Annotated in this window: 20 protein-coding genes; 12 read left to right on the top strand and 8 right to left on the bottom strand. The window is 70.1% G+C overall.

The window, feature by feature from the left end; translation table 11 throughout:
* Positions 1-576 precede the first annotated feature (576 nt).
* Both ACIRP7_RS17515 and mca read right to left on the bottom strand, forming a co-directional pair.
* Positions 577-834 carry a hypothetical protein gene (locus tag ACIRP7_RS17515; RefSeq protein WP_403659673.1) on the bottom strand — a complete coding sequence of 86 codons (258 nt, stop codon included), beginning with the start codon at positions 832-834 and terminating at the stop codon, positions 577-579.
* Positions 827-1,687: a mycothiol conjugate amidase Mca gene (gene mca / locus ACIRP7_RS17510; protein ID WP_352389259.1), complete on the bottom strand. Its 861-nt coding sequence runs from the start codon at positions 1,685-1,687 to the stop codon at positions 827-829. Before mca ends, ACIRP7_RS17515 begins: the two co-directional genes overlap by 8 nt.
* A gap of 135 nt (positions 1,688-1,822) precedes the next feature.
* Here mca and ACIRP7_RS17505 point away from each other — a divergent pair, with 135 nt between their 5' ends.
* Both ACIRP7_RS17505 and greA read left to right on the top strand, forming a co-directional pair.
* Entirely contained in the window at positions 1,823-2,221 is a 399-nt protein-coding gene (locus tag ACIRP7_RS17505) for a DUF4307 domain-containing protein (protein ID WP_403659670.1), read from the top strand.
* 168 nt (positions 2,222-2,389) lie between these two features.
* Complete coding sequence (greA, locus tag ACIRP7_RS17500) at positions 2,390-2,890, top strand: transcription elongation factor GreA (RefSeq protein WP_403659667.1); 501 nt, start codon at positions 2,390-2,392, stop codon at positions 2,888-2,890.
* A gap of 60 nt (positions 2,891-2,950) precedes the next feature.
* Here the strand turns inward: greA and ACIRP7_RS17495 are convergent, their stop codons facing one another.
* The 3 genes from ACIRP7_RS17495 to ilvA all read right to left on the bottom strand — a co-directional run bounded on the left by ACIRP7_RS17495 (position 2,951) and on the right by ilvA (position 6,168).
* Positions 2,951-3,748 (bottom strand): ABC transporter permease, encoded by a 798-nt coding sequence (locus ACIRP7_RS17495; protein ID WP_403660666.1) that lies wholly within the window; start codon positions 3,746-3,748, stop codon positions 2,951-2,953.
* A 5-nt stretch (positions 3,749-3,753) separates the two neighbouring features.
* Entirely contained in the window at positions 3,754-4,731 is a 978-nt protein-coding gene (locus tag ACIRP7_RS17490; RefSeq protein WP_403659664.1) for an ATP-binding cassette domain-containing protein, read from the bottom strand.
* A 207-nt stretch (positions 4,732-4,938) separates the two neighbouring features.
* Positions 4,939-6,168 carry a threonine ammonia-lyase gene (ilvA, locus tag ACIRP7_RS17485; protein ID WP_403659661.1) on the bottom strand — a complete coding sequence of 410 codons (1,230 nt, stop codon included), beginning with the start codon at positions 6,166-6,168 and terminating at the stop codon, positions 4,939-4,941.
* Positions 6,169-6,331: 163 nt separating this feature from the next.
* Here ilvA and ACIRP7_RS17480 point away from each other — a divergent pair, with 163 nt between their 5' ends.
* From ACIRP7_RS17480 to ACIRP7_RS17470, 3 genes are all read left to right on the top strand, one after another.
* A complete protein-coding gene (locus tag ACIRP7_RS17480; protein ID WP_209440215.1) occupies positions 6,332-6,835 on the top strand; it encodes a MarR family winged helix-turn-helix transcriptional regulator in 504 nt (167 codons plus the stop codon).
* 151 nt (positions 6,836-6,986) lie between these two features.
* Positions 6,987-7,490 (top strand): sigma factor-like helix-turn-helix DNA-binding protein, encoded by a 504-nt coding sequence (locus ACIRP7_RS17475; protein ID WP_403659658.1) that lies wholly within the window; start codon positions 6,987-6,989, stop codon positions 7,488-7,490.
* Positions 7,491-7,518: 28 nt separating this feature from the next.
* Positions 7,519-7,767, top strand: a complete 249-nt coding sequence (locus tag ACIRP7_RS17470; protein WP_403659655.1) for a hypothetical protein — start codon at positions 7,519-7,521, stop codon at positions 7,765-7,767.
* Positions 7,768-7,774: 7 nt separating this feature from the next.
* Here ACIRP7_RS17470 and ACIRP7_RS17465 read toward each other — a convergent pair whose 3' ends face one another.
* Positions 7,775-8,932, bottom strand: a complete 1,158-nt coding sequence (locus ACIRP7_RS17465) for a cystathionine gamma-synthase (protein WP_403659653.1) — start codon at positions 8,930-8,932, stop codon at positions 7,775-7,777.
* Between the two features lie 195 nt (positions 8,933-9,127).
* Between ACIRP7_RS17465 and ACIRP7_RS17460 the strand changes: the two genes are divergently transcribed.
* The 5 genes from ACIRP7_RS17460 to ACIRP7_RS17440 all read left to right on the top strand — a co-directional run bounded on the left by ACIRP7_RS17460 (position 9,128) and on the right by ACIRP7_RS17440 (position 13,462).
* Positions 9,128-10,246: a hypothetical protein gene (locus ACIRP7_RS17460; protein WP_403659650.1), complete on the top strand. Its 1,119-nt coding sequence runs from the start codon at positions 9,128-9,130 to the stop codon at positions 10,244-10,246.
* Positions 10,247-10,390: 144 nt separating this feature from the next.
* Entirely contained in the window at positions 10,391-11,056 is a 666-nt protein-coding gene (gene msrA, locus ACIRP7_RS17455) for a peptide-methionine (S)-S-oxide reductase MsrA (protein ID WP_403660662.1), read from the top strand.
* A gap of 41 nt (positions 11,057-11,097) precedes the next feature.
* Positions 11,098-11,691 carry a DUF4291 domain-containing protein gene (locus ACIRP7_RS17450; protein WP_403659647.1) on the top strand — a complete coding sequence of 198 codons (594 nt, stop codon included), beginning with the start codon at positions 11,098-11,100 and terminating at the stop codon, positions 11,689-11,691.
* Positions 11,692-11,788: 97 nt separating this feature from the next.
* Positions 11,789-12,451 (top strand): HEAT repeat domain-containing protein, encoded by a 663-nt coding sequence (locus ACIRP7_RS17445; RefSeq protein WP_403660659.1) that lies wholly within the window; start codon positions 11,789-11,791, stop codon positions 12,449-12,451.
* Positions 12,452-12,457: 6 nt separating this feature from the next.
* Positions 12,458-13,462, top strand: a complete 1,005-nt coding sequence (locus tag ACIRP7_RS17440; protein WP_403659644.1) for a MerR family transcriptional regulator — start codon at positions 12,458-12,460, stop codon at positions 13,460-13,462.
* Positions 13,463-13,504: 42 nt separating this feature from the next.
* Here ACIRP7_RS17440 and msrA (ACIRP7_RS17435) read toward each other — a convergent pair whose 3' ends face one another.
* Positions 13,505-14,017, bottom strand: coding sequence for a peptide-methionine (S)-S-oxide reductase MsrA (gene msrA / locus ACIRP7_RS17435; protein WP_007384349.1), 513 nt, complete (start codon positions 14,015-14,017; stop codon positions 13,505-13,507).
* Between the two features lie 171 nt (positions 14,018-14,188).
* On the opposite strand from msrA (ACIRP7_RS17435), the gene ACIRP7_RS17430 reads away from it, so the two are divergent.
* Both ACIRP7_RS17430 and ACIRP7_RS17425 read left to right on the top strand, forming a co-directional pair.
* Positions 14,189-15,304: an AI-2E family transporter gene (locus ACIRP7_RS17430; RefSeq protein WP_403659640.1), complete on the top strand. Its 1,116-nt coding sequence runs from the start codon at positions 14,189-14,191 to the stop codon at positions 15,302-15,304.
* Positions 15,305-15,433: 129 nt separating this feature from the next.
* Positions 15,434-16,354: a DUF5829 family protein gene (locus tag ACIRP7_RS17425; protein ID WP_403660656.1), complete on the top strand. Its 921-nt coding sequence runs from the start codon at positions 15,434-15,436 to the stop codon at positions 16,352-16,354.
* A 214-nt stretch (positions 16,355-16,568) separates the two neighbouring features.
* Here ACIRP7_RS17425 and ACIRP7_RS17420 read toward each other — a convergent pair whose 3' ends face one another.
* The gene (locus ACIRP7_RS17420; RefSeq protein WP_403659637.1) at positions 16,569-17,609 is read right to left on the bottom strand and encodes an NAD(P)-dependent alcohol dehydrogenase; all 1,041 of its coding nucleotides are present in this window, start codon (positions 17,607-17,609) and stop codon (positions 16,569-16,571) included.
* Between the last annotated feature and the right edge of the window lie 147 nt (positions 17,610-17,756).

Raw genomic sequence — 17,756 nt, 5'->3', positions numbered from 1 at the left:
GCGGGGCTGAGCCGCACGGTGGGTCTGCCCCCCGGGCCCGGCGCGAGGCTGAGCCGCACGGTGGGTCTGCCCTGCGAGGGCCGGCGCGGGGCTGAGCCGCAGGGTGGGTCCTGCGGGCCCGGCGGGGGGCAGGCGCACGGTGGGTCTGCCCTCCGGGCCCGGCGCGAGGCTGAGCCGCACGGTGGGTCTGCCCTGCGAGGGCCGGCGCGGGGCTGAGGCGCAGGGTGGGTCCTGCGGGCCCGGCGGGGGGCAGGCGCACGGTGGGTCTGCCCTCCGGGCCCGGCGCGGGGCTGAGGCGCAGGGTGGGTCCTGCGGGCCCGGCGGGGGGGGAGCCGCACGGTGGGTCTGCCCTCCGGGCCCGGCGCGAGGCTGAGCCGCACGGTGGGTCTGCCCTGCGGGGGCCGGTACCGGACCGGCCCTGGCCCCCGCAACCACGCCCCGAGGGCATACGCGCACCACACCCGTCGTACACCGCCTCGCACAGACCCTCGACGGCCATCGACTGCTGTCGCCGGGCCGGGCACGGCCGATAACGGGAGGGGCCTCGGTCGTCCCCTCCCGTCGTTGCCGCGTGGGTCAGCCCTTGGCCGGTGAGGCCTTGCCGGACGGGCTCTCGGCGGTCTCCTTGGCGGAGGCCTCGTCCGGGGACTCCTTGAAGTCGACCTTGTTCATGTGCTTGCTCATGGACTTCATCAGGGCCCACACCGCCAGGGCCATCGCCGCGAAGACGATGAAGCCGAGGACGCCGGGGGTGACCTTGTCCTCGTCGACCTCCTTGGCGAAGGTCACGAGGTGCGTCATTGCCAGGCTTGCGCTTGCGCTCATGTCAGGCATTGTCGCGGATGCCCGCAAAGAGGTCGTCCTCGGGGAGGGAGGTATCGACGAGGGACTTCGCGAGCTCGTACTCCTCCGTCGGCCAGACCTCCTTCTGGATCTCCATCGGCACCCGGAACCAACCGCCGTCGGGGTCGATCTGGGTGGCGTGCGCGATCAGGGCCTTGTCGCGGATCTCGAAGAACTCCGCGCACGGGATGTGCGTGGTCAGGGTGCGGTCGCGCATCGGCGACTCGTCCCAGCGCTTGAGCCAGTCTCCGTACGGCGACTCCATGCCGCGCTCGATCAGCGCGTGGTGCAGCGCCTCGGTGCGAGGACGGTTGAAGCCCTGGTTGTAGTAGAGCTTGAGCGGCTGGTACGCCGGGCCGAACTCGGACTCGGGGAACTTCTCGGTGTCCGCCGCGCCCTCGAACGCCACCATCGAGATCTTGTGGGTCATGATGTGGTCGGGGTGCGGGTAGCCGCCGTTCTCGTCGTAGGTGGTGATCACCTGGGGACGGAAGGCGCGGATCTGCTTCACCAGCTCACCGGCCGCCTTGTCGACGTCCTCCAGGGCGAAGCAGCCCTCGGGCAGCGGCGGCAGCGGGTCGCCCTCGGGCAGTCCGGAGTCGACGAAGCCGAGCCACTCCTGCCGGACGCCGAGGATCTCGCGGGCCTCGTCCATCTCCTTCTTGCGTACCTCGTGGATGTGCTCCTCGATGTACGTGTCGCCCTGGAGCTTCGGGTTGAGGATGGAGCCGCGCTCCCCACCCGTGCAGGTCACGACCAGCACGTCCACCCCCTCGGACACGTACTTCGCCATGGTGGCCGCGCCCTTGCTCGACTCGTCGTCGGGGTGGGCGTGCACGGCCATCAGTCGCAGCTGGTCAGTCAAGACTCAATCCTCGTAAGTCAGCGCCCCCGGTGTCTTCGGGTGCGAACGGCGGCTTCTATAGTGACCGAATCGGGGGGCGATTAATTCCGCGGCCCGGTTTCCAGGGAGACGATCATGAGTACGGCGAGCACACGGCTGCCCGAGGGTCGCTACGGCCGCTCCTCGGACGCGCGTGCCGACCGCAAGCTCAAGATCGCCGGTGCCGTGCTCGGAGCCCTGCTGCTCGCGTTGATCGGTTACTTCGCGTACCACTACGTCGGCCAGAACAGGATCAGCGGCGAGGTGATCGCCTTCGACGCGACGAACTCCGCGGTCCAGGTGCATCTGGAGGTCCGCAAGGACTCCGGCACCTCCGGCTACTGCACGGTCCGCTCCCAGGCGGCGGACGGCACCGAGGTGGGCCGGGCCGACTTCCGTTTCGACGGTGACGCCACCCGCATCGACAAGGTCGTCACGCTCCGTACGACGGCCCCGGGCACCACGGCCGAGCTGCTGGGCTGTCACGCCGACTGACGTCACCCTCGATACCTGGGTGCTGACCTGCGTCGACGTATTTCTGATGGCTTATGTCCTCCCCCTTCGGCTCCTGAATTGTTAGGCTCGTGGTTTCGCCCATCCGCGAAGGAACATTCTTCTGAGTAGGGCGATGCTTTGTATTCCCAGTACCTACGAGGAGCACCTGTGACCCAGACCAGCGAAGACGTCACCTGGCTTACGCAGGAGGCGTACACCAAGCTCAAGGAAGAGCTGGCGTACCTGTCTGGTCCCGCGCGCGAGGAAGTCACCGCGAAGATCGCGGCAGCGCGCGAGGAGGGCGACCTGCGCGAGAACGGCGGGTATCACGCAGCCAAGGAAGAGCAGGGCAAGCAGGAGCTCCGCATCCGGCAGCTGACCCAGCTCCTGGAGAAGGCCAAGGTCGGCGAGGCCCCGGCGTCCGCGGACGGCACCGTGGCGCCCGGGATGGTCGTGACGATCGCCTTCGACGGTGACGAGGACGACACCATGACCTTCCTGCTCGCCTCGCGCGAGTATGCGAGCGCGGACGTCGAGACCTACTCGCCGCAGTCCCCGCTGGGCTCCGGCGTGATCGGCCACAAGGTCGGTGAGAACGCGGAGTACGAACTGCCGAACGGCAAGAAGGCCTCCGTGACCATCCTCAAGGCCGAGCCCTACAACGGCTGACCCCGGTCGGCCGTCTGCCTTGGACGGGCCCCCGGCGCCCTGGCGGCGCCGGGGGCTTTGTCATGCGGTGGCCGAGCGGTACTTGCGGACCGCGAGGGTTCTGAACAGGGCGATGATCAGGGCCGAGTAGATCAGCGAGGCCCAGACCGGGTGCTGCATGGGCCAGGCGTCGGACTGGGACAGACCGGGGTCGCCGAAGAGCTGACGGCAGGCCTGCACCGTGGCGCTGAACGGGTTCCACTCGGCGATGTGACGCAGCCACGGGGTCATCTGGCCGGAGTCCACGAAGGCGTTCGAGATGAACGTCACCGGGAAGAGCCAGATCAGTCCTCCGGAGGTGGCCGCCTCCGGGGTCCGCACGGACAGACCGATCAGGGCCCCGATCCAGGTGAAGGCGTACCCAAGGAGGAGGAGCAGGCCGAAGCCGCCGAGGATCTTGCCGAGGTTGGTCGGGTCCACGGAGCCGGGACGCCAACCGACGACCAGGGCGACCAACGCCAGGACCAGCAGGGTCAGGGCGGTCTGGACGAGGTCGGCGACGGTACGGCCGGTCAGTACCGCGCCGCGCGCCATCGGCAGCGAGCGGAAGCGGTCGATGAGGCCCTTGTGCATGTCGTCGGCGATGCCCGCGCCGGCGCCCGCGGTCGCGAACGTGACGGTCTGCGCGAAGATGCCGGCCATCAGGAAGTTCTTGTAGACGTCCGGGTCGGTGCTGTCGCCGATCTTCATCGAGCCGCCGAAGACGTACGTGAAGAGGACCACGAACATGATGGGCTGGATCAGCCCGAAGAGAATCATCTCGGGGATCCGGGTCATGCGGATCAAGTTCCGCCGGGCGATGACCAGGGAGTCGTTCATCATGCTCACTTGGCGGTCTCCTTGTCGCTCGCCTCGTCCTTGACCTCGGCCGCGTGTCCCGTCAGCGACAGGAAGACGTCGTCGAGGGTGGGCCTGCGCAGGCCGATGTCGTCTATCTCGATGCCCCGGGTGTCGAGCTCGCGGATGACCTCGGCGAGCAGCTTGGCGCCGCCGGTGACGGGCACGGTGAGCTTGCGCATGTGGTCCTCGACCGTGGTCTCGCCCTTGCCGAAGCCGCGCAGGATCTCCGAGGCGGTCTGGATGTGCTCGCGCTCGTGCACGACGACCTCGACGCGCTCGCCGCCGGTGCGGGCCTTGAGCTGGTCGGAGGTGCCGGTGGCGATGACATGGCCGTGGTCGACGACGGCGATCTCGTGGGCGAGGTGGTCGGCCTCCTCCAGGTACTGGGTGGTCAGCAGCAGGGTCGTCCCCCCGGAGACCAGCTGTTTGATGACCTCCCACAGCAGTTGGCGGTTGCGCGGGTCGAGGCCGGTCGTCGGCTCGTCCATGAACATGACGGGCGGTGAGACCACCAGGGCGGCCGCGAGGTCGAGGCGGCGGCGCATACCGCCGGAGTAGGTCTTGGTGGGGCGGTCGGCCGCGTCGGCGAGGTCGAACTGCTCCAGCAGTTCGGTCGCGCGGGCCTTCGCGTGCTTGGCCTTCATCTGGTAGAGCTGGCCGACCATCTGGAGGTTCTCGCGGCCGGTGAGGTATTCGTCGACCGCCGCGAACTGGCCGGAGAGTCCGATGGAGCGTCGTACGTCGTCGGGGTGCTTGAGGACGTCGATGCCGGCGACGACCGCCGAGCCGCGGTCGGGCTTGAGCAGGGTCGTCAGACAGCGGACGGCCGTCGTCTTGCCTGCGCCGTTCGGTCCGAGGAGGCCCAGGACGGTGCCTTCCGGGACATCGAGGTCGACGCCGTCCAGAGCCTTTACGTCTCCGAAGGTCTTGACCAGGCCTTCGGCATAGATGGCGCCTGGCATATCAGTCTCCACGTCGTCGGGGATTCTTGGGAAAGCCTAGGTTTGTGCGGTTTCCTACGCCCGTTCTTTTTCTTCCGCGGGCGGTCTGAGCGCTGACACGAGACACACCATAACGCGATGTATCGCGTCTCTCAATGGACTTGCCCGAAAGGGTGAATCGGGTGTCCTGAAGGGGGCGTGAAGGGGTCCCGACCTCAGTCGACGACCTCAGTCGATGACCGTGTAGCCCGACTCGCGCAGAGCTCGGCCGACCTCGGCGCAGTGCTCGGGGCCCTTCGTCTCCAGGTGCAGCTCGACCTCCGCCTCCGCGAGCCCGAGCCGTGGATCGGTCCGGACGTGGCTCACGTCCAGGACATTAGCGTCGACCACTGACAACACCCCGAGAAGCGTCGCGAGGGCTCCGGGCCGGTCCGTCAGCCGCAGCCGGACGGCCAGGTAGCGGCCCTGCGCGGACATGCCGTGCCGCAGGACCCGCTGCAGCAGCACCGGGTCGACGTTGCCGCCGGACAGCACGGCGACGACCGGCCCCTCGAAGGCGCCGGGGTCGCTCAGCAGGGCGGCGACCGGGCTCGCCCCGGCGGGCTCGACGACCAGCTTGGCCCGCTCCAGACACAGCAGCAGCGCGGCGGACAGCTCGTCCTCGGTCACCGTGCGGACCTCGTCCACGAGTTCGCCCACGATCCCGAACGGCACGTCCCCGGGCCGCCCCACCTTCATGCCGTCGGCCATCGTCGCCGGGTTCTCGATCGACACCGGGTGCCCGGCCGCCAGTGAGGGCGGATACGCCGCCGCGCCCGCCGCCTGCACGCCGACGATCCGCACGTCGGGCCTGAGCGCCTTCACCGCGATCGCGACCCCGGCCGCGAGTCCGCCGCCGCCGATCCCGAGGACGATCGTGCGCACCTCCGGGCACTGCTCCAGGATCTCCAGGCCGACCGTGCCCTGCCCGGCGATGACGTCCGGGTGGTCGAAGGGGTGGATGAACACCGCGCCCGTCTCGGCCGCGTACTCCTGCGCGGCCGCCATGGTCTCGTCGACCACCTGACCGTGCAGGCGCACCTCGGCGCCGTAGTGCCGGGTGGCGCTGATCTTCGGCAGCGGGGCGCCCTTGGGCATGAACACCGTGGAGCTCACACCGAGCAGCGTGGACGCCAGCGCGACGCCCTGCGCGTGGTTCCCGGCGCTCGCGGCCACGACGCCCGCGGCCCGCTCCTCGGGCAGCAGTCCGGCGATCCGGACGTAGGCGCCGCGGAGTTTGAACGACCCCGTCCGCTGGAGGTTCTCGCACTTGAAGTGCACCGGCGCGCCCGCCAGCCGGCTCAGATGGCGGCTGCCCTCCATCGCGGTCGTCCGCGCCACGCCCGACAGCATCTTCTGCGCGCCGCGCACGTCGTCGAGCGTCACCGGCGGCACGGGGTGGGCCTTGCGGTAGTCCATGACTCAAGTCTCGCAGTTCACACGCGCCTGTTCGCGCTGTGACCAACGTCCGAGACGGGTTTGCGCAGCGCTGGTACGGCCTGCCTCCCGGCCGCGTACTCTGTCCCCCAATTCAGCTGCCCCTTCATGAAGTGAGCCTCCGGCCATGCCCACAACACCTGGAATGTCGATGGACATGACGACCGTCGGTGACACCGGTCTTCTCGACACCCTGCAGCACGAGGTGGCGGTCTTCGCCCGTCGTGCCGAACAGACCCGGCTCGGCGGGGTGGGGCAGGTGCGCAACTCCATGGACCGCGCCGCGTACCTGCTGCTCAACCGGCTCGACAAGGAAGGTCCGATGGGCGTCAAGGCGCTCGCGGCGAGCATGGGCATCGACTCGTCGACGGTCACCCGGCAGGTGGCGCCGCTCGTCGACACCGGCCTGGTCAAGCGCACCTCGCACCCCGAGGACGGACGCGCGGTGGTCCTCCAGCTGTCCCCGCGCGGGCAGTCCCGGCTGGAGGAAGTGCGCTCCTCCCGACGTCAGTTGATGGCCGAGCTGACACACGACTGGGCGCCGGAGGAGCGCGAGGCGTTCTGCACGCTCCTCACGCGCTTCAACACCGCGCTGTCCTCCCGGATGGCGGCCCAGGGCGTTCCGGGACCGGAGGCGCAGTCCTCCTAGGCACGCGTGAGGCACGCGCGCGCGTGTGTGTAGCGCCCCGCCTCTTGACCGGACGGCCGCGCCGGGCCTCATATGAGACCGGGTCCCTCAAGACCGGGTCCTCGTGGTCGTACGAAGCCGTCGTACGCCCACCCGCAGGCGGGGAGGTGCGGTGCGGCAACGGCAGGTGGTCCAGAGCACGCGTCGGGCCCGGGAGTTCGAGGCGTTCGTGGCGGGCGCGGCCGGGCGGCTGCTGCACACCGCGACGCTCCTGACGGCGGAGTCGCCGCACGACAACCCGCGCGCACGACGTCTGCTGACGCTGGCGCTCGCCCACACGTACGCGTGCTGGGACCGGCTGCGCGGCGAGGACCCCTACGACCGGGCCCGCCAGTATCTCGCCCTGCGCTTCGCACACGGGGCGTGGCGCCGCCACGGCGTTCTGCTCGGCGGCCGCACGCACCCCTCCAGCCCGTTGTCCCGGCTGGCTCCCCAGGAGCGGCTGGTCCTGGTGTTGCGCCTCTACGAGGGCGTGGCCGAGGAACAGGCGGCGGCCCTGCTCGGCCTGCCTGCGGAGCGCGTCCGCACGATCTGCGACCGGGCGACGGCGACGCTGCTGCACCCACCGCGTGGGCCCGCACCGGCGGTGGTGGGGACGAAGGTGGCGGCGTCATGAGACGGACGTCCTGGCCCGGGAGGTGCCCGTGAACCGGACCCAGCGCGAGGCCGCCGTACGGCAGCTCATGGAGCGCGGGACGCCACAGGTGCCGGCGGACCTGTACGGGGACGCCGTGCGGCGGGGGTCGCGCATGCTGCGGCGCAGATCAGCGGCGCGCCGGATCATGTGGCTTCTGCTGCTGGCCGCCAGTGTGGCGTTCGTGGTGTGGGCGCTGACCGCGCGCCCCTGGGTGGAGCCGCCGTCCACGACGACTCCACCGATGACGGGCTGGTGAGACGCGCCTACTTGGCCAGCGCCTGCTGGAGGTCGTCCAGCAGGTCGTCGACGTTCTCGATGCCCACCGAGAGGCGTACGAGGTCGGCGGGCACCTCGAGGGCCGAGCCCGCCACGGACGCGTGCGTCATCCGGCCAGGGTGCTCGATCAGCGACTCGACGCCGCCCAGGGACTCCCCCAGCGTGAAGATCCTGGCGCGGTTGCAGACCTCGACGGCCGCCTCCTCGCCGCCCTCGACCCGGAAGGAGACCATGCCGCCGAAGGACCGCATCTGCTTGGCCGCGACCTCGTGGCCGGGGTGTTCCTCCAGGCCCGGGTAGAGCACCTGCGTCACGCGCGCGTGCCGGGTCAGCATGTCGGCGACCTTCGTGGCGTTCTCGCTGTGCCGGTCCATGCGCACCGACAGCGTCTTGGCGCCGCGCAGCACCAGCCAGGAGTCGAAGGGCCCGGCTACCGCGCCCATCGCGTTCTGGTGGTAGGCCAGCTCCTCGCCGAGCGCCTCGTCGGCGCAGACCAGCGCGCCGCCCACGACATCGGAGTGGCCGCCCATGTACTTGGTCAGGGAGTGCACGACGACATCGGCGCCGAGCGCCAGCGGCTGCTGGAGGTAGGGCGTCGCGAAGGTGTTGTCGACGACGAGCTTTGCGCCCGCGTCCCGGGAGACCTGGGCGATGGCGGCGATGTCGGTGATGCCGAGCAGCGGGTTGGAGGGGGTCTCCACCCACACGGCCTTGGTCTTCGGGGTGATCGCGGCCCGTACGGCGGCCGGGTCGCTGGTGTCGGCGACCGACCACTCGACGCCCCAGCGGGCGACGACCTTGGCGAAGAGGCGGAACGTGCCACCGTACGCGTCGTTGGGGATGACCACGTGGTCGCCGGGGCTGAGCAGCGTACGCAGCAGGCAGTCCTCGGCCGCCAGTCCGGACGCGAACGCGAGACCCCGGCGGCCGCCTTCGAGGGCGGCGAGGTTCTCCTCCAGGGCGGTACGGGTCGGGTTGGCGCTGCGGCTGTACTCGTAGCCGCCGCGCAGACCGCCCACGCCGTCCTGCTTGTAGGTCGAGACCTGGTAGATCGGCGGGACCACCGCGCCGGTGAGGGGGTCCGCGGTGTTGCCCGCGTGGATCGCGAGGGTCTCGAAGTGCTGACTGATGTGCCTGTCGCTCATGGGCTCCGAGGGTAGTCCGCCCGGAGCACCGATGACGGACGGCGGGCTCCGCACGGCCGTACGGCAGGGTTTTCCCCAGGCGTCCGGCCTGGTCGCGGAGAGTTTTCCCCAGGGTGTCCGGGCAGGTCCGTGGAGTTTTCCACAGGGCGCCGACCGGGTTGGGCAATTGTCGGCGGCGTCTGGAACTCTTGGGGCATGGAGATTCTCTGGGTCCTGATGGCGGCGGTCCTGCTGGGCTTCGTGCTGCTTCCGTTCCTGCGGCGCGGGCGGGGCGGCATCGAGCAGGTCCCGGCCGGCCACCCGGACGCCGCGGACCCGGCGGACTACGGCTTCGTACGGCAGGAGGAGCTGGACATCCGCATGCCCGGCCCCGACCAGGATCTGCTGGACGTCCTGGACCTGGTGCAGCGCACGCAGGACTACAAGGCCGCCTCCCAACTCCTCGCCGGCACCGAACGGGAGGGCGAGCTGCGCTGGCAGCGCGTGCAGGCCTTCGCCGGGGCCGCCTCGCTGGAGCTGCGGCAGCGGCCGGGCGGGGTCAGCGAGGCGCCGGGCGGGCAGTGGCTGCGGGTGTGGCGGGCCGAGCAGCCCAAGGACGCGGGCGGCGCGGCCGTGCACGCGGAGTTCCTGGTGCAGCAGGCGTGGCGGACGTCGACCCCGGGCACGGACGACTTCCGGATCATCATGGAAGAGGCGAAGACGGCCTGCGGCGAGGCGGCACTGCTGGCTCCCGGCGATCCGGTCCCGTACCTCGTCGAGCTCTCCGTCGCGCGCGGACTGGCCTATTCCCAGGGAGAGTTCGAGCAGCTGTGGCTGAAGATCCTGGACCGCGCGCCGGCCCACATGGGGGCGCATCTGGCCGCGCTGCACTACTGGTGCGAGAAGTGGCACGGCTCGCGGGAGCTGGCGTACAGCTTCGCGGAGGCGGCGGCCGCCCGCGCCCCGCACGGCTCGCTGCTCGCCGCGATGCCGTTGTTCGCGGTCTTCGAGCATCTGCCCGAGGTCAATCTGGTCAGCGGTTTCTACCAGAGCGAGGTCGTGACCAAGGCGATCCACGGCGCGCTGCACGCCGTCCACTCCGCCCGCGCCGACGACCCGATGCTGGCCCATGTCCGCCACCTGCTGGTCTTCTTCCTGGTCCGCGGTGAACGCTGGGCGGAGGCCATGAACCAGTTGGTCCACATCGACGGCCACGTCGGCGCCCTGCCCTGGACCCTGTCCGCCGACCCGTCCGCGGAGTTCGCGATATACCGGGCGCTGGCGGTGGCGGGATACGAGGCGAACGGCGGGAGTCCGGCGACGCTGACGCAGTGACCGCGCCGTCGTGGCGGTACCGGGGTGATCCGGCGGACGCGGCAGCTTCGGACCGACGGCGGGCTTGTCGGAATGCGGCCCGGCACGGAAACGTTCCCGGTCGGACATCCCTGTGTGACGCGCACGAACGAAGGAGCCCCCGCCATGCTGTTCGGCCGTACGCCCGTCCTGCCCACCCGCGAGCAGGCGCTGAAGGGCCGCTCCGAGCCGGCGTACACGGTCCCCGACCGGCACACCGTCCTCGGCACCCCGCTGCTCGGCCCCTACCCCGAGGGCTACGGGATCGCCGACTTCGGCCTGGGCTGCTTCTGGGGCGCCGAGCGCACGTTCTGGAAGCTTCCGGTGGGAGTGTGGACGACGCTGGTCGGCTACCAGGGCGGCCACACCGAGAACCCCATGTACGAGGAGGTCTGCTCGGGCCTGACCGGCCACACCGAGGCGGTCCGCGTGGTCTTCGACCCCGCCCTCATCTCGTACGAGCGCCTCCTGAAGACCTTCTGGGAGTCCCACGACCCGACCCAGGGCTTCCGCCAGGGCAACGACGTCGGCACCCAGTACCGCTCGGCGATCCACACCCACACCCCCGAGCAGGCAGCGGTGGCCGAGGCCTCCCGCGCCGCCTACCAGAAGGTCCTCACAGCCTCGGGCCACGGCACGATTTCGACGGAGATCCTCCCCGCACAGGGCCGGATCTTCTACCCGGCGGAGGGCTACCACCAGCAGTACCTGGACAAGAATCCGGGGGGTTACTGCGGGATCGGCGGGACGGGTGTCTCTTGCCCGATCGGTGTGGCCAAGGCCGAGTCGTAAATCAGTGGCCGAGTGGACCGGCCCACTCCACGCTGTACGCCATGGAAGAACCGCAACACAGGATCCGTGCGGCCTACTCGGAATCCACGATCACCGTCTACCAGGCGTACTCCCCGGAAATCGGCCTGCCCGCCGTCCAGGAGGGCCGTTTCCCCGCCGCGTGGAAGCGCGACAGGATGACATGGATCAAGCCGTCGTTCCTGTGGATGATGTACCGCTGCGGCTGGGGCACCAAGGAGGGGCAGGAGACCGTTCTCGCGGTCGAGATCAGCCGTGCCGGCTTCGAGTGGGCGCTGACCAACGCGTGCCTGTCGGGCTACGCTCGCGGCACACACCCCGACCGGGCCACCTGGCAGCGTCAGTTGAAGCGCGCGCCGGCTCGCGTGCAGTGGGACCCGGAGCGAGATCTGCAGCTCCAGCCCCGGCCGTACCGTTCCCTGCAACTGGGCCTCTCCGGCGAGGCCTCACGACGCTACGCGGACGAGTGGACGATCGCCATCCGCGACGTGACCCCGCTCGCCCACGAGATCCACGCCATGGTCAAGCGCGGCGAGTTGGATTCCGCCACCCGGCTGCTGCCCGAAGAACGCCCCTATCCCGTCGAGGACGAACTTCTGGCTCACCTACGCGAATAAGTGCCCCACCGTGATCCGCGCTCCGAGCCCCGGGCCGATTGACCTTGACACCGTGACAAGGCCTTCACTGCTTGTCGAGGAGGTGGTCTCGGTGGCCATGACGGAACAGGGGCAGGAAGCGGTGCGGGCGCTCCAGGGGCTGGAGGACCGTCGTTCGTCCGTGCGGCTGCGGGCGGCGCTGGCGGTCGGGACGGCGCCGGATCCGCGGTTCGTCGACACGCTCGTCGAGCGGTGCGCGGTCGAGCCCGAGTTCTTCGTCCGGGACATGCTCACCTGGGCCCTCACCCGCCACCCCGTGTCCGTGACGCTCCCCGCGCTGCTGCGGGAAGTCGGCTCGGAGCGTGCGCAGGCGCGGAGTCAGGCGTTGCACACGCTGTCCAAGATCGGGGACCGGCGGGCGTGGCCGGCGATCACGAGGGGGCTCCTGTCCGACCGTGACGACGAGGTGGCGCGCAGCGCGTGGCGGACCGCGGTCGTGCTGGTGCCGGAAGGCGAGGAGTCCGCATTGGCCGTCGTACTGGCGACGCAGTTGGGCCGTGGCGAGCGGGAGACGCAGCTGAGTCTCAGCAGGGCGCTGGTCGCGCTGGGTGAGGTCGTGCTGCCGGTTCTGCGTGCGGCCGCAACGGCCTCCGACCGGCGTGTGCGGACACACGCGTTCGCCACGGAACGGCTGCTGCGCGACCCTGATGCCGGGTTCGAGTTCGCGATCGAGGAGGCGAAGCGCGCAGTGGCGCTCGGCGGGGACAGCGAGAAGGGATGACAGGGCGTGCTGATCGGTGAGGTGGCGCGACGGTCCGGGGTCAGTGCCCGCATGCTCAGGCACTACGAGTCGCTCGGCCTGCTGCGCCCTTCGGGTCGTACGGGTTCCGGCTACCGGGAGTACTCAGGCGACGACATCCGCCGGATCTTCCACATCGAGAGCCTCAGATCGCTGGGACTGTCGCTGCGCGAGATCGGACGCGCGCTCGACGATCCCGGCTTCACGCCCTCGGTGCTCGTCGACGACCTCATCCGGCAGACGCGCGAACGCATCGCGGCCGAGAGCGAGTTGCTCACGCGGTTGCGCCGGATCGATGCCGCGGAACCCGCCGGCTGGGAGGACGTGCTCAAGGTCGTCGTGATGCTTCGGGCGCTGGGGTCGAAGAGCGCCGCCGCCCGTCAGCGTGCCGCCCTGTCCTCGGTCGACGAGATCCGCGTGCCGGTGGAGGCCCTGGTCGAGGCGGTTCTCGGGGAGAGCGATGCGAACGTTGCCGGAGCCCTTCGATGGGCGCTGGCACGATCCGGCGACGGCGGCACGGCGCTGCTGGTGGAGGGCCTCGGCTCACCGTCGGCCGCGGTACGGGAGCGTGCCGCCCGGTCCCTGGCCGAGATCCCTGGCGAGGAGTCCACCGCCGGGCTGCGGGAGGCTCTCGCGGACCCCGATGCCCTGGTCCGCGGCCAGGCGGCACTGGCACTCGGGACACGTGGCGTGGCCGATGCCGTTCCCGCGCTCATCGACATGATCGTGGCGGGGCCGAACGACACCGACGCGGCCGACGCGCTGAGCGTGCTGGCGAGCGACACCGCGACCGCGGACCGGATCGCCACCGGGCTCGTCGACCGCCTCTCCCACGAGGCCACCGAGGAGCCCGCCCGCGCCCGGCTGACCCAGGCGCTGGCGGACATCCCGGGCGCTACGGCGGTACGCGCCCTCGTGGAGCTGTCGTACGACGGGGACCGTGCCGTCGCGCTGACCGCGACGTATCTTCTTCGGCTGCGCGAGGCGCAGTGACGGATGTCCCCGCGGCCGAGCCGGCCTGCGGGCCGCCTCCGGTCAGCCCTCCGCGCGCGCGGGCAGCCGCCATCCCGGCCGCGGGAAGTGGCAGGTGTAACCGTCCGGGTAGCGCTGGAGGTAGTCCTGGTGCTCGGGCTCGGCCTCCCAGAAGGGGCCCACCGGCTCCACCTCGGTGACGACCTTGCCCGGCCACAGACCGGAGGCGTCGACGTCCGCGATCGTGTCCTCGGCGATCCGCTTCTGCTCGTCGTCCACGTAGTAGATCGCCGAGCGGTAGCTGAGGCCGATGTCGTTGCCCTGGCGGTTCTTGGTGCTCGGGTCGTGGATCTGGAAGAAGAACTCCAGGAGCGTGCGGTAGTCGGTCTGCTCGGGGTCGAAGAGGATCTCGATGGCCTCCGCGTGCGTGCCGTGGTTGCGGTACGTGGCGTTCGGCACGTCACCGCCGGTGTATCCCACCCGGGTCGCCGTGACACCCGGAAGCCGGCGGATCAGCTCCTCCATGCCCCAGAAGCATCCGCCCGCCAGCACGGCCCTCTGTGTCTGCGCAGCCATCGCTGTCCTCCCATATCTGCTCGCTCGGGCCGCTCGGCCGGCCGACCGCCGGCATCCCCTGCCCACTCCCCCTCAACGCGCGAGGGTGCCGGGCGATTCCACGGCCGACCGCTGACAACCGCTGACGCAGCCATGGTGCCGGTGTGACATGAGTACCCATAGGGTGCCTCCGTGACTGCGAACTTGAGTTCTACGAGAACCCGCGCAGCGCTGCGCACGTCGGCGCGGGCCTCCGCGGAGCTGCTGCTCATATTGCTGATGATCGCGGTGAGCCTGTGGGTGCTGGGCCGGATGTGGTCGGTGGTGTGGCCGCTCGTGATCGGTCTGCTGCTGACCACGCTGACCTGGCCGCCGACCCGCTTCCTGCTGCGCCGCGGGTGGAAGCCCGCTTTGGCCGCGTCGACGGTGACCGTGCTGTTTCTGCTGGTCGCCGCAGGGATCGTGGCACTGATCGCGGTGCCGGTGGCGTCCCAGTCCGGCCAGTTGACCGACGGGGTGGTCGACGGCGTCCAGAAGGTGCGCGAGTGGGCCGCCGGGCCGCCGTTGAACATCGGTGACGCCCAGATCGACAAGGCCTTCGACTCCGCGGTCTCCCGAGCGCAGGACGGTCTCGGCAGCATGGTCGGCGCAGTCGTCACGGGCGTGAGCACCGTGGTGAACGGCCTGGTCACCGCCGTACTGGCGCTGTTCTTGATGTTCTTCTTCCTCAAGGACGGCCCGCGGTTCCTGCCGTGGCTCGCCCGTCAGCTGCCCGGCCGGCTCTCCACAGACGTCCCGACCGTGGCCGCGCGCGGCTGGGACACGCTGGGTTCCTTCGTGCGTTCCCAGGCGGCCGTCGGCCTGATCGACGCCGTCCTGATCGGCCTGGGTCTGTGGATCCTGGGGGTACCGCTGGTGCTCCCGCTGGCGGTGCTGACCTTCGTCTCCGCGTTCGTGCCGATCATCGGTGCCTTCTTCGCCGGTTTCGTCGCGGTTCTCATCGCGCTGGTCTCCAACGGCCTGACGGACGCGCTGATCGTGCTGGCCATCATCGTGGTGGTGCAGCAGCTCGAGGGCAATGTGTTCCAGCCCATGATCCAGAGCCGGGGGCTCGGCCTGCACGCGGCGGTGGTCCTGCTGACGGTGACGTTGGGCGGCAACCTCGCCGGAATCGTGGGGAGTCTGCTCGCGGTACCGGTCTCCGCGCTGATCGCGGTGATCTGGGACTACGTGCGCGAGCAGCTCCAGGAGCCGTCACAGGATCCGGGCGGCGACGAGCCGGAGACCGGTATCGCCACCCCGTCCTGACGAGGGGTCCCGTATCCCACCTCGCCGAACCCCAGATCTGTCAAGCATTTCGACCCCGTTGAAAAAGAACCGCGCCCGCCGCCTTCCCGCCCTACGATCGCCCGCATGATGATTCCGCGGATATTACGGATGATCGTCGTGCTCGCTGTGGCCCTCGCCGGAGCGATCGGGGGTGCTGTGGGGACGGCACAGGCCGAGGACAGCCCGTCCTCGGCCGACCGGCAGCTGTTGTTCTACAACCATTCCTACGGGGTTTTCGACCGGGAGACCGCCGACGCCATCGAACACTCCGACTACCTCAGGGACTTCGCCAACTTCCAGGTCCGCACCACGACCGGGACCGGCGGACAGACCTGGACCGGCCGCTACCTGATGGGCCGCGAGACCTATCTCGAACTGTTCGGAGTCGGTGACATCGCCGGCCAGGACGGCACCCTCGGCTCCGCCGGGCTGGGCCTGTCGACCGAACGGGACGGCGACCTGGCGACGGTCACCGAACGACTGAAGAGCGAGGGGGTCGCCGACCCCATCGAGTTCCTCCAGACCCGGGACCTCGGTGACGGAGTGCCCGTGCCGTGGTTCGACGCCATCCTCACCACCACCGAGTACGACGCGTTCGGTGCCTGGGCGATGGAGTACCGGCCGGAGTACTTCGCCGATCCCCGCAGCAACACCGAGCCGGCGAGCTTCCCCGGTGACGTCGGCCGGGAGCGCGTCCTGTCCGACGACTACCGCAACCACCTGATGCGTGACGTGACCTCCGTGCGCATCGCGGTCACCGAGGGCGACCTCGCCGACACCGTGCCGCTGCTGCGGGCGGGCGGGTTCGCCGTCAAGACCGTGACGGGCGGTGGCGTCATCGCGCAGGGCGGCGGCACCACGATCCGACTCGACGCCGTCCCGCGCGAACAAGCGGGCTTCCAGCGCGTCGAGATGTCGCTCAACCGGCCCGTGAAGGACCGCCACGTGGAGCAGCTCGGCCACTCGACCCTCACGGTCGGCCCCGGCAGCCGCGCGGTGTGGACGTTCGCGGCGAACGGCACTCCGTAGGCAGGCAACGGGTGCGCCGCCGACCAGGGGGCGCACCCTTGAAAGGCCGGGCAGATCCACGCCCGGCCTTTCCGGCGGCTCCACTCGTGCGTCACGCCGACGAGTGGAGTCGCCGTCCGGCCCCACCCGGCCGAGGCGGCCTCCCGGCCCACACCAAAAGGCCCCGGCACAAGACCGGGGCCCTTCGTTCACACCGTCGTTCACACCGCGCGGGTCAGATCGTCGACGTGTCGATCACGAAGCGGTAGCGGACGTCGCTGTTGACGACTCGCTCGTACGCCTCGTTGATCTCCGACGCGGCGATCAGCTCGATCTCGGCGCCAAGGCTGTGCTCCGCGCAGAAGTCCAGCATCTCCTGGGTCTCGGCGATGCCGCCGATCATCGAACCGGCGAGGGTCTTGTTGCCGCCGATGAGGGAGAAGAGGTTGAGAGCGATCGGCTCCTCGGGGGCGCCGACGTTGACCAGCGCGCCGCCCGTCTTGAGCAGGCTCAGGTAGGCGCCGAAGTCGAGAGGCGCAGAGACCGTGGAGAGGATGAGGTCGAAGGAGCCGGCCAGCTCCTTGAAGGTGTTCTCGTCGCTGGTCGCGTAGTAGTGGTCGGCGCCCAGCTTCAGGCCGTCGTCCTTCTTGCGCAGGGACTGGGAGAGGACGGTCACCTCGGCGCCCAGCGCGTGCGCGATCTTGACGCCCATGTGGCCGAGCCCACCCAGGCCGATCACGGCGACCTTCTTGCCCGGCCCCGCGCCCCACTGCTTGAGCGGGGAGTAGGTGGTGATGCCGGCGCACAGCAGCGGCGCGGCCTCGTCGAGGGCCAGGCCCTCGGGGATGCGGACGACGTAGTTCTCGGCGACGACGACCTTCTCGGAGTAGCCGCCGTAGGTGGGCTCGCCGTCCTTGCCGATGCCGTTGTACGTGGGGACGTTGCCCTGCGTGCAGTGCTGCTCGATGCCGGCCTTGCAGTTCTCGCACTCACCGCAGGAGTCGACCATGCAGCCGACGCCCACACGGTCGCCGACCTGGAACTTGGTGACGCCGGGGCCGACCTCGGAGACGACGCCCGCGATCTCGTGGCCCGGGACCATCGGGAAGATGGCCTCGCCCCAGCCCTCACGGGCCTGGTGGATGTCGGAGTGGCAGATACCGGCGAACTTGATGTCGATCAGGACGTCGTGTTCGCGGACCGCCCGGCGCTCGATGGTGGTGCGCTCCAGGGGAGCCTTCGCGGCGGGGGCGGCGTATGCGGCGACAGTGGTCATGCCGGGGGTTCTCCTAGCGAGGGGGTTCGTGCCCGGCTGCCTTCTGTCCATCCGTCCGGGCCCGCTGTACAGAGTGCCCCACGCATCACGATCCACCCAGGCCACAGCTTTGCGTACGTCCACTGGTCCTACTACCGGCGGGGACAG

This window comes from Streptomyces sp. NPDC102270 (assembly GCF_044766405.1).
In the GTDB taxonomy this organism is placed as follows: Bacteria; Actinomycetota; Actinomycetes; order Streptomycetales; family Streptomycetaceae; genus Streptomyces.
The sequence above is the reverse complement of the archived record's forward strand: the minus strand, read 5'-3'. Positions and strand labels throughout refer to the sequence as shown.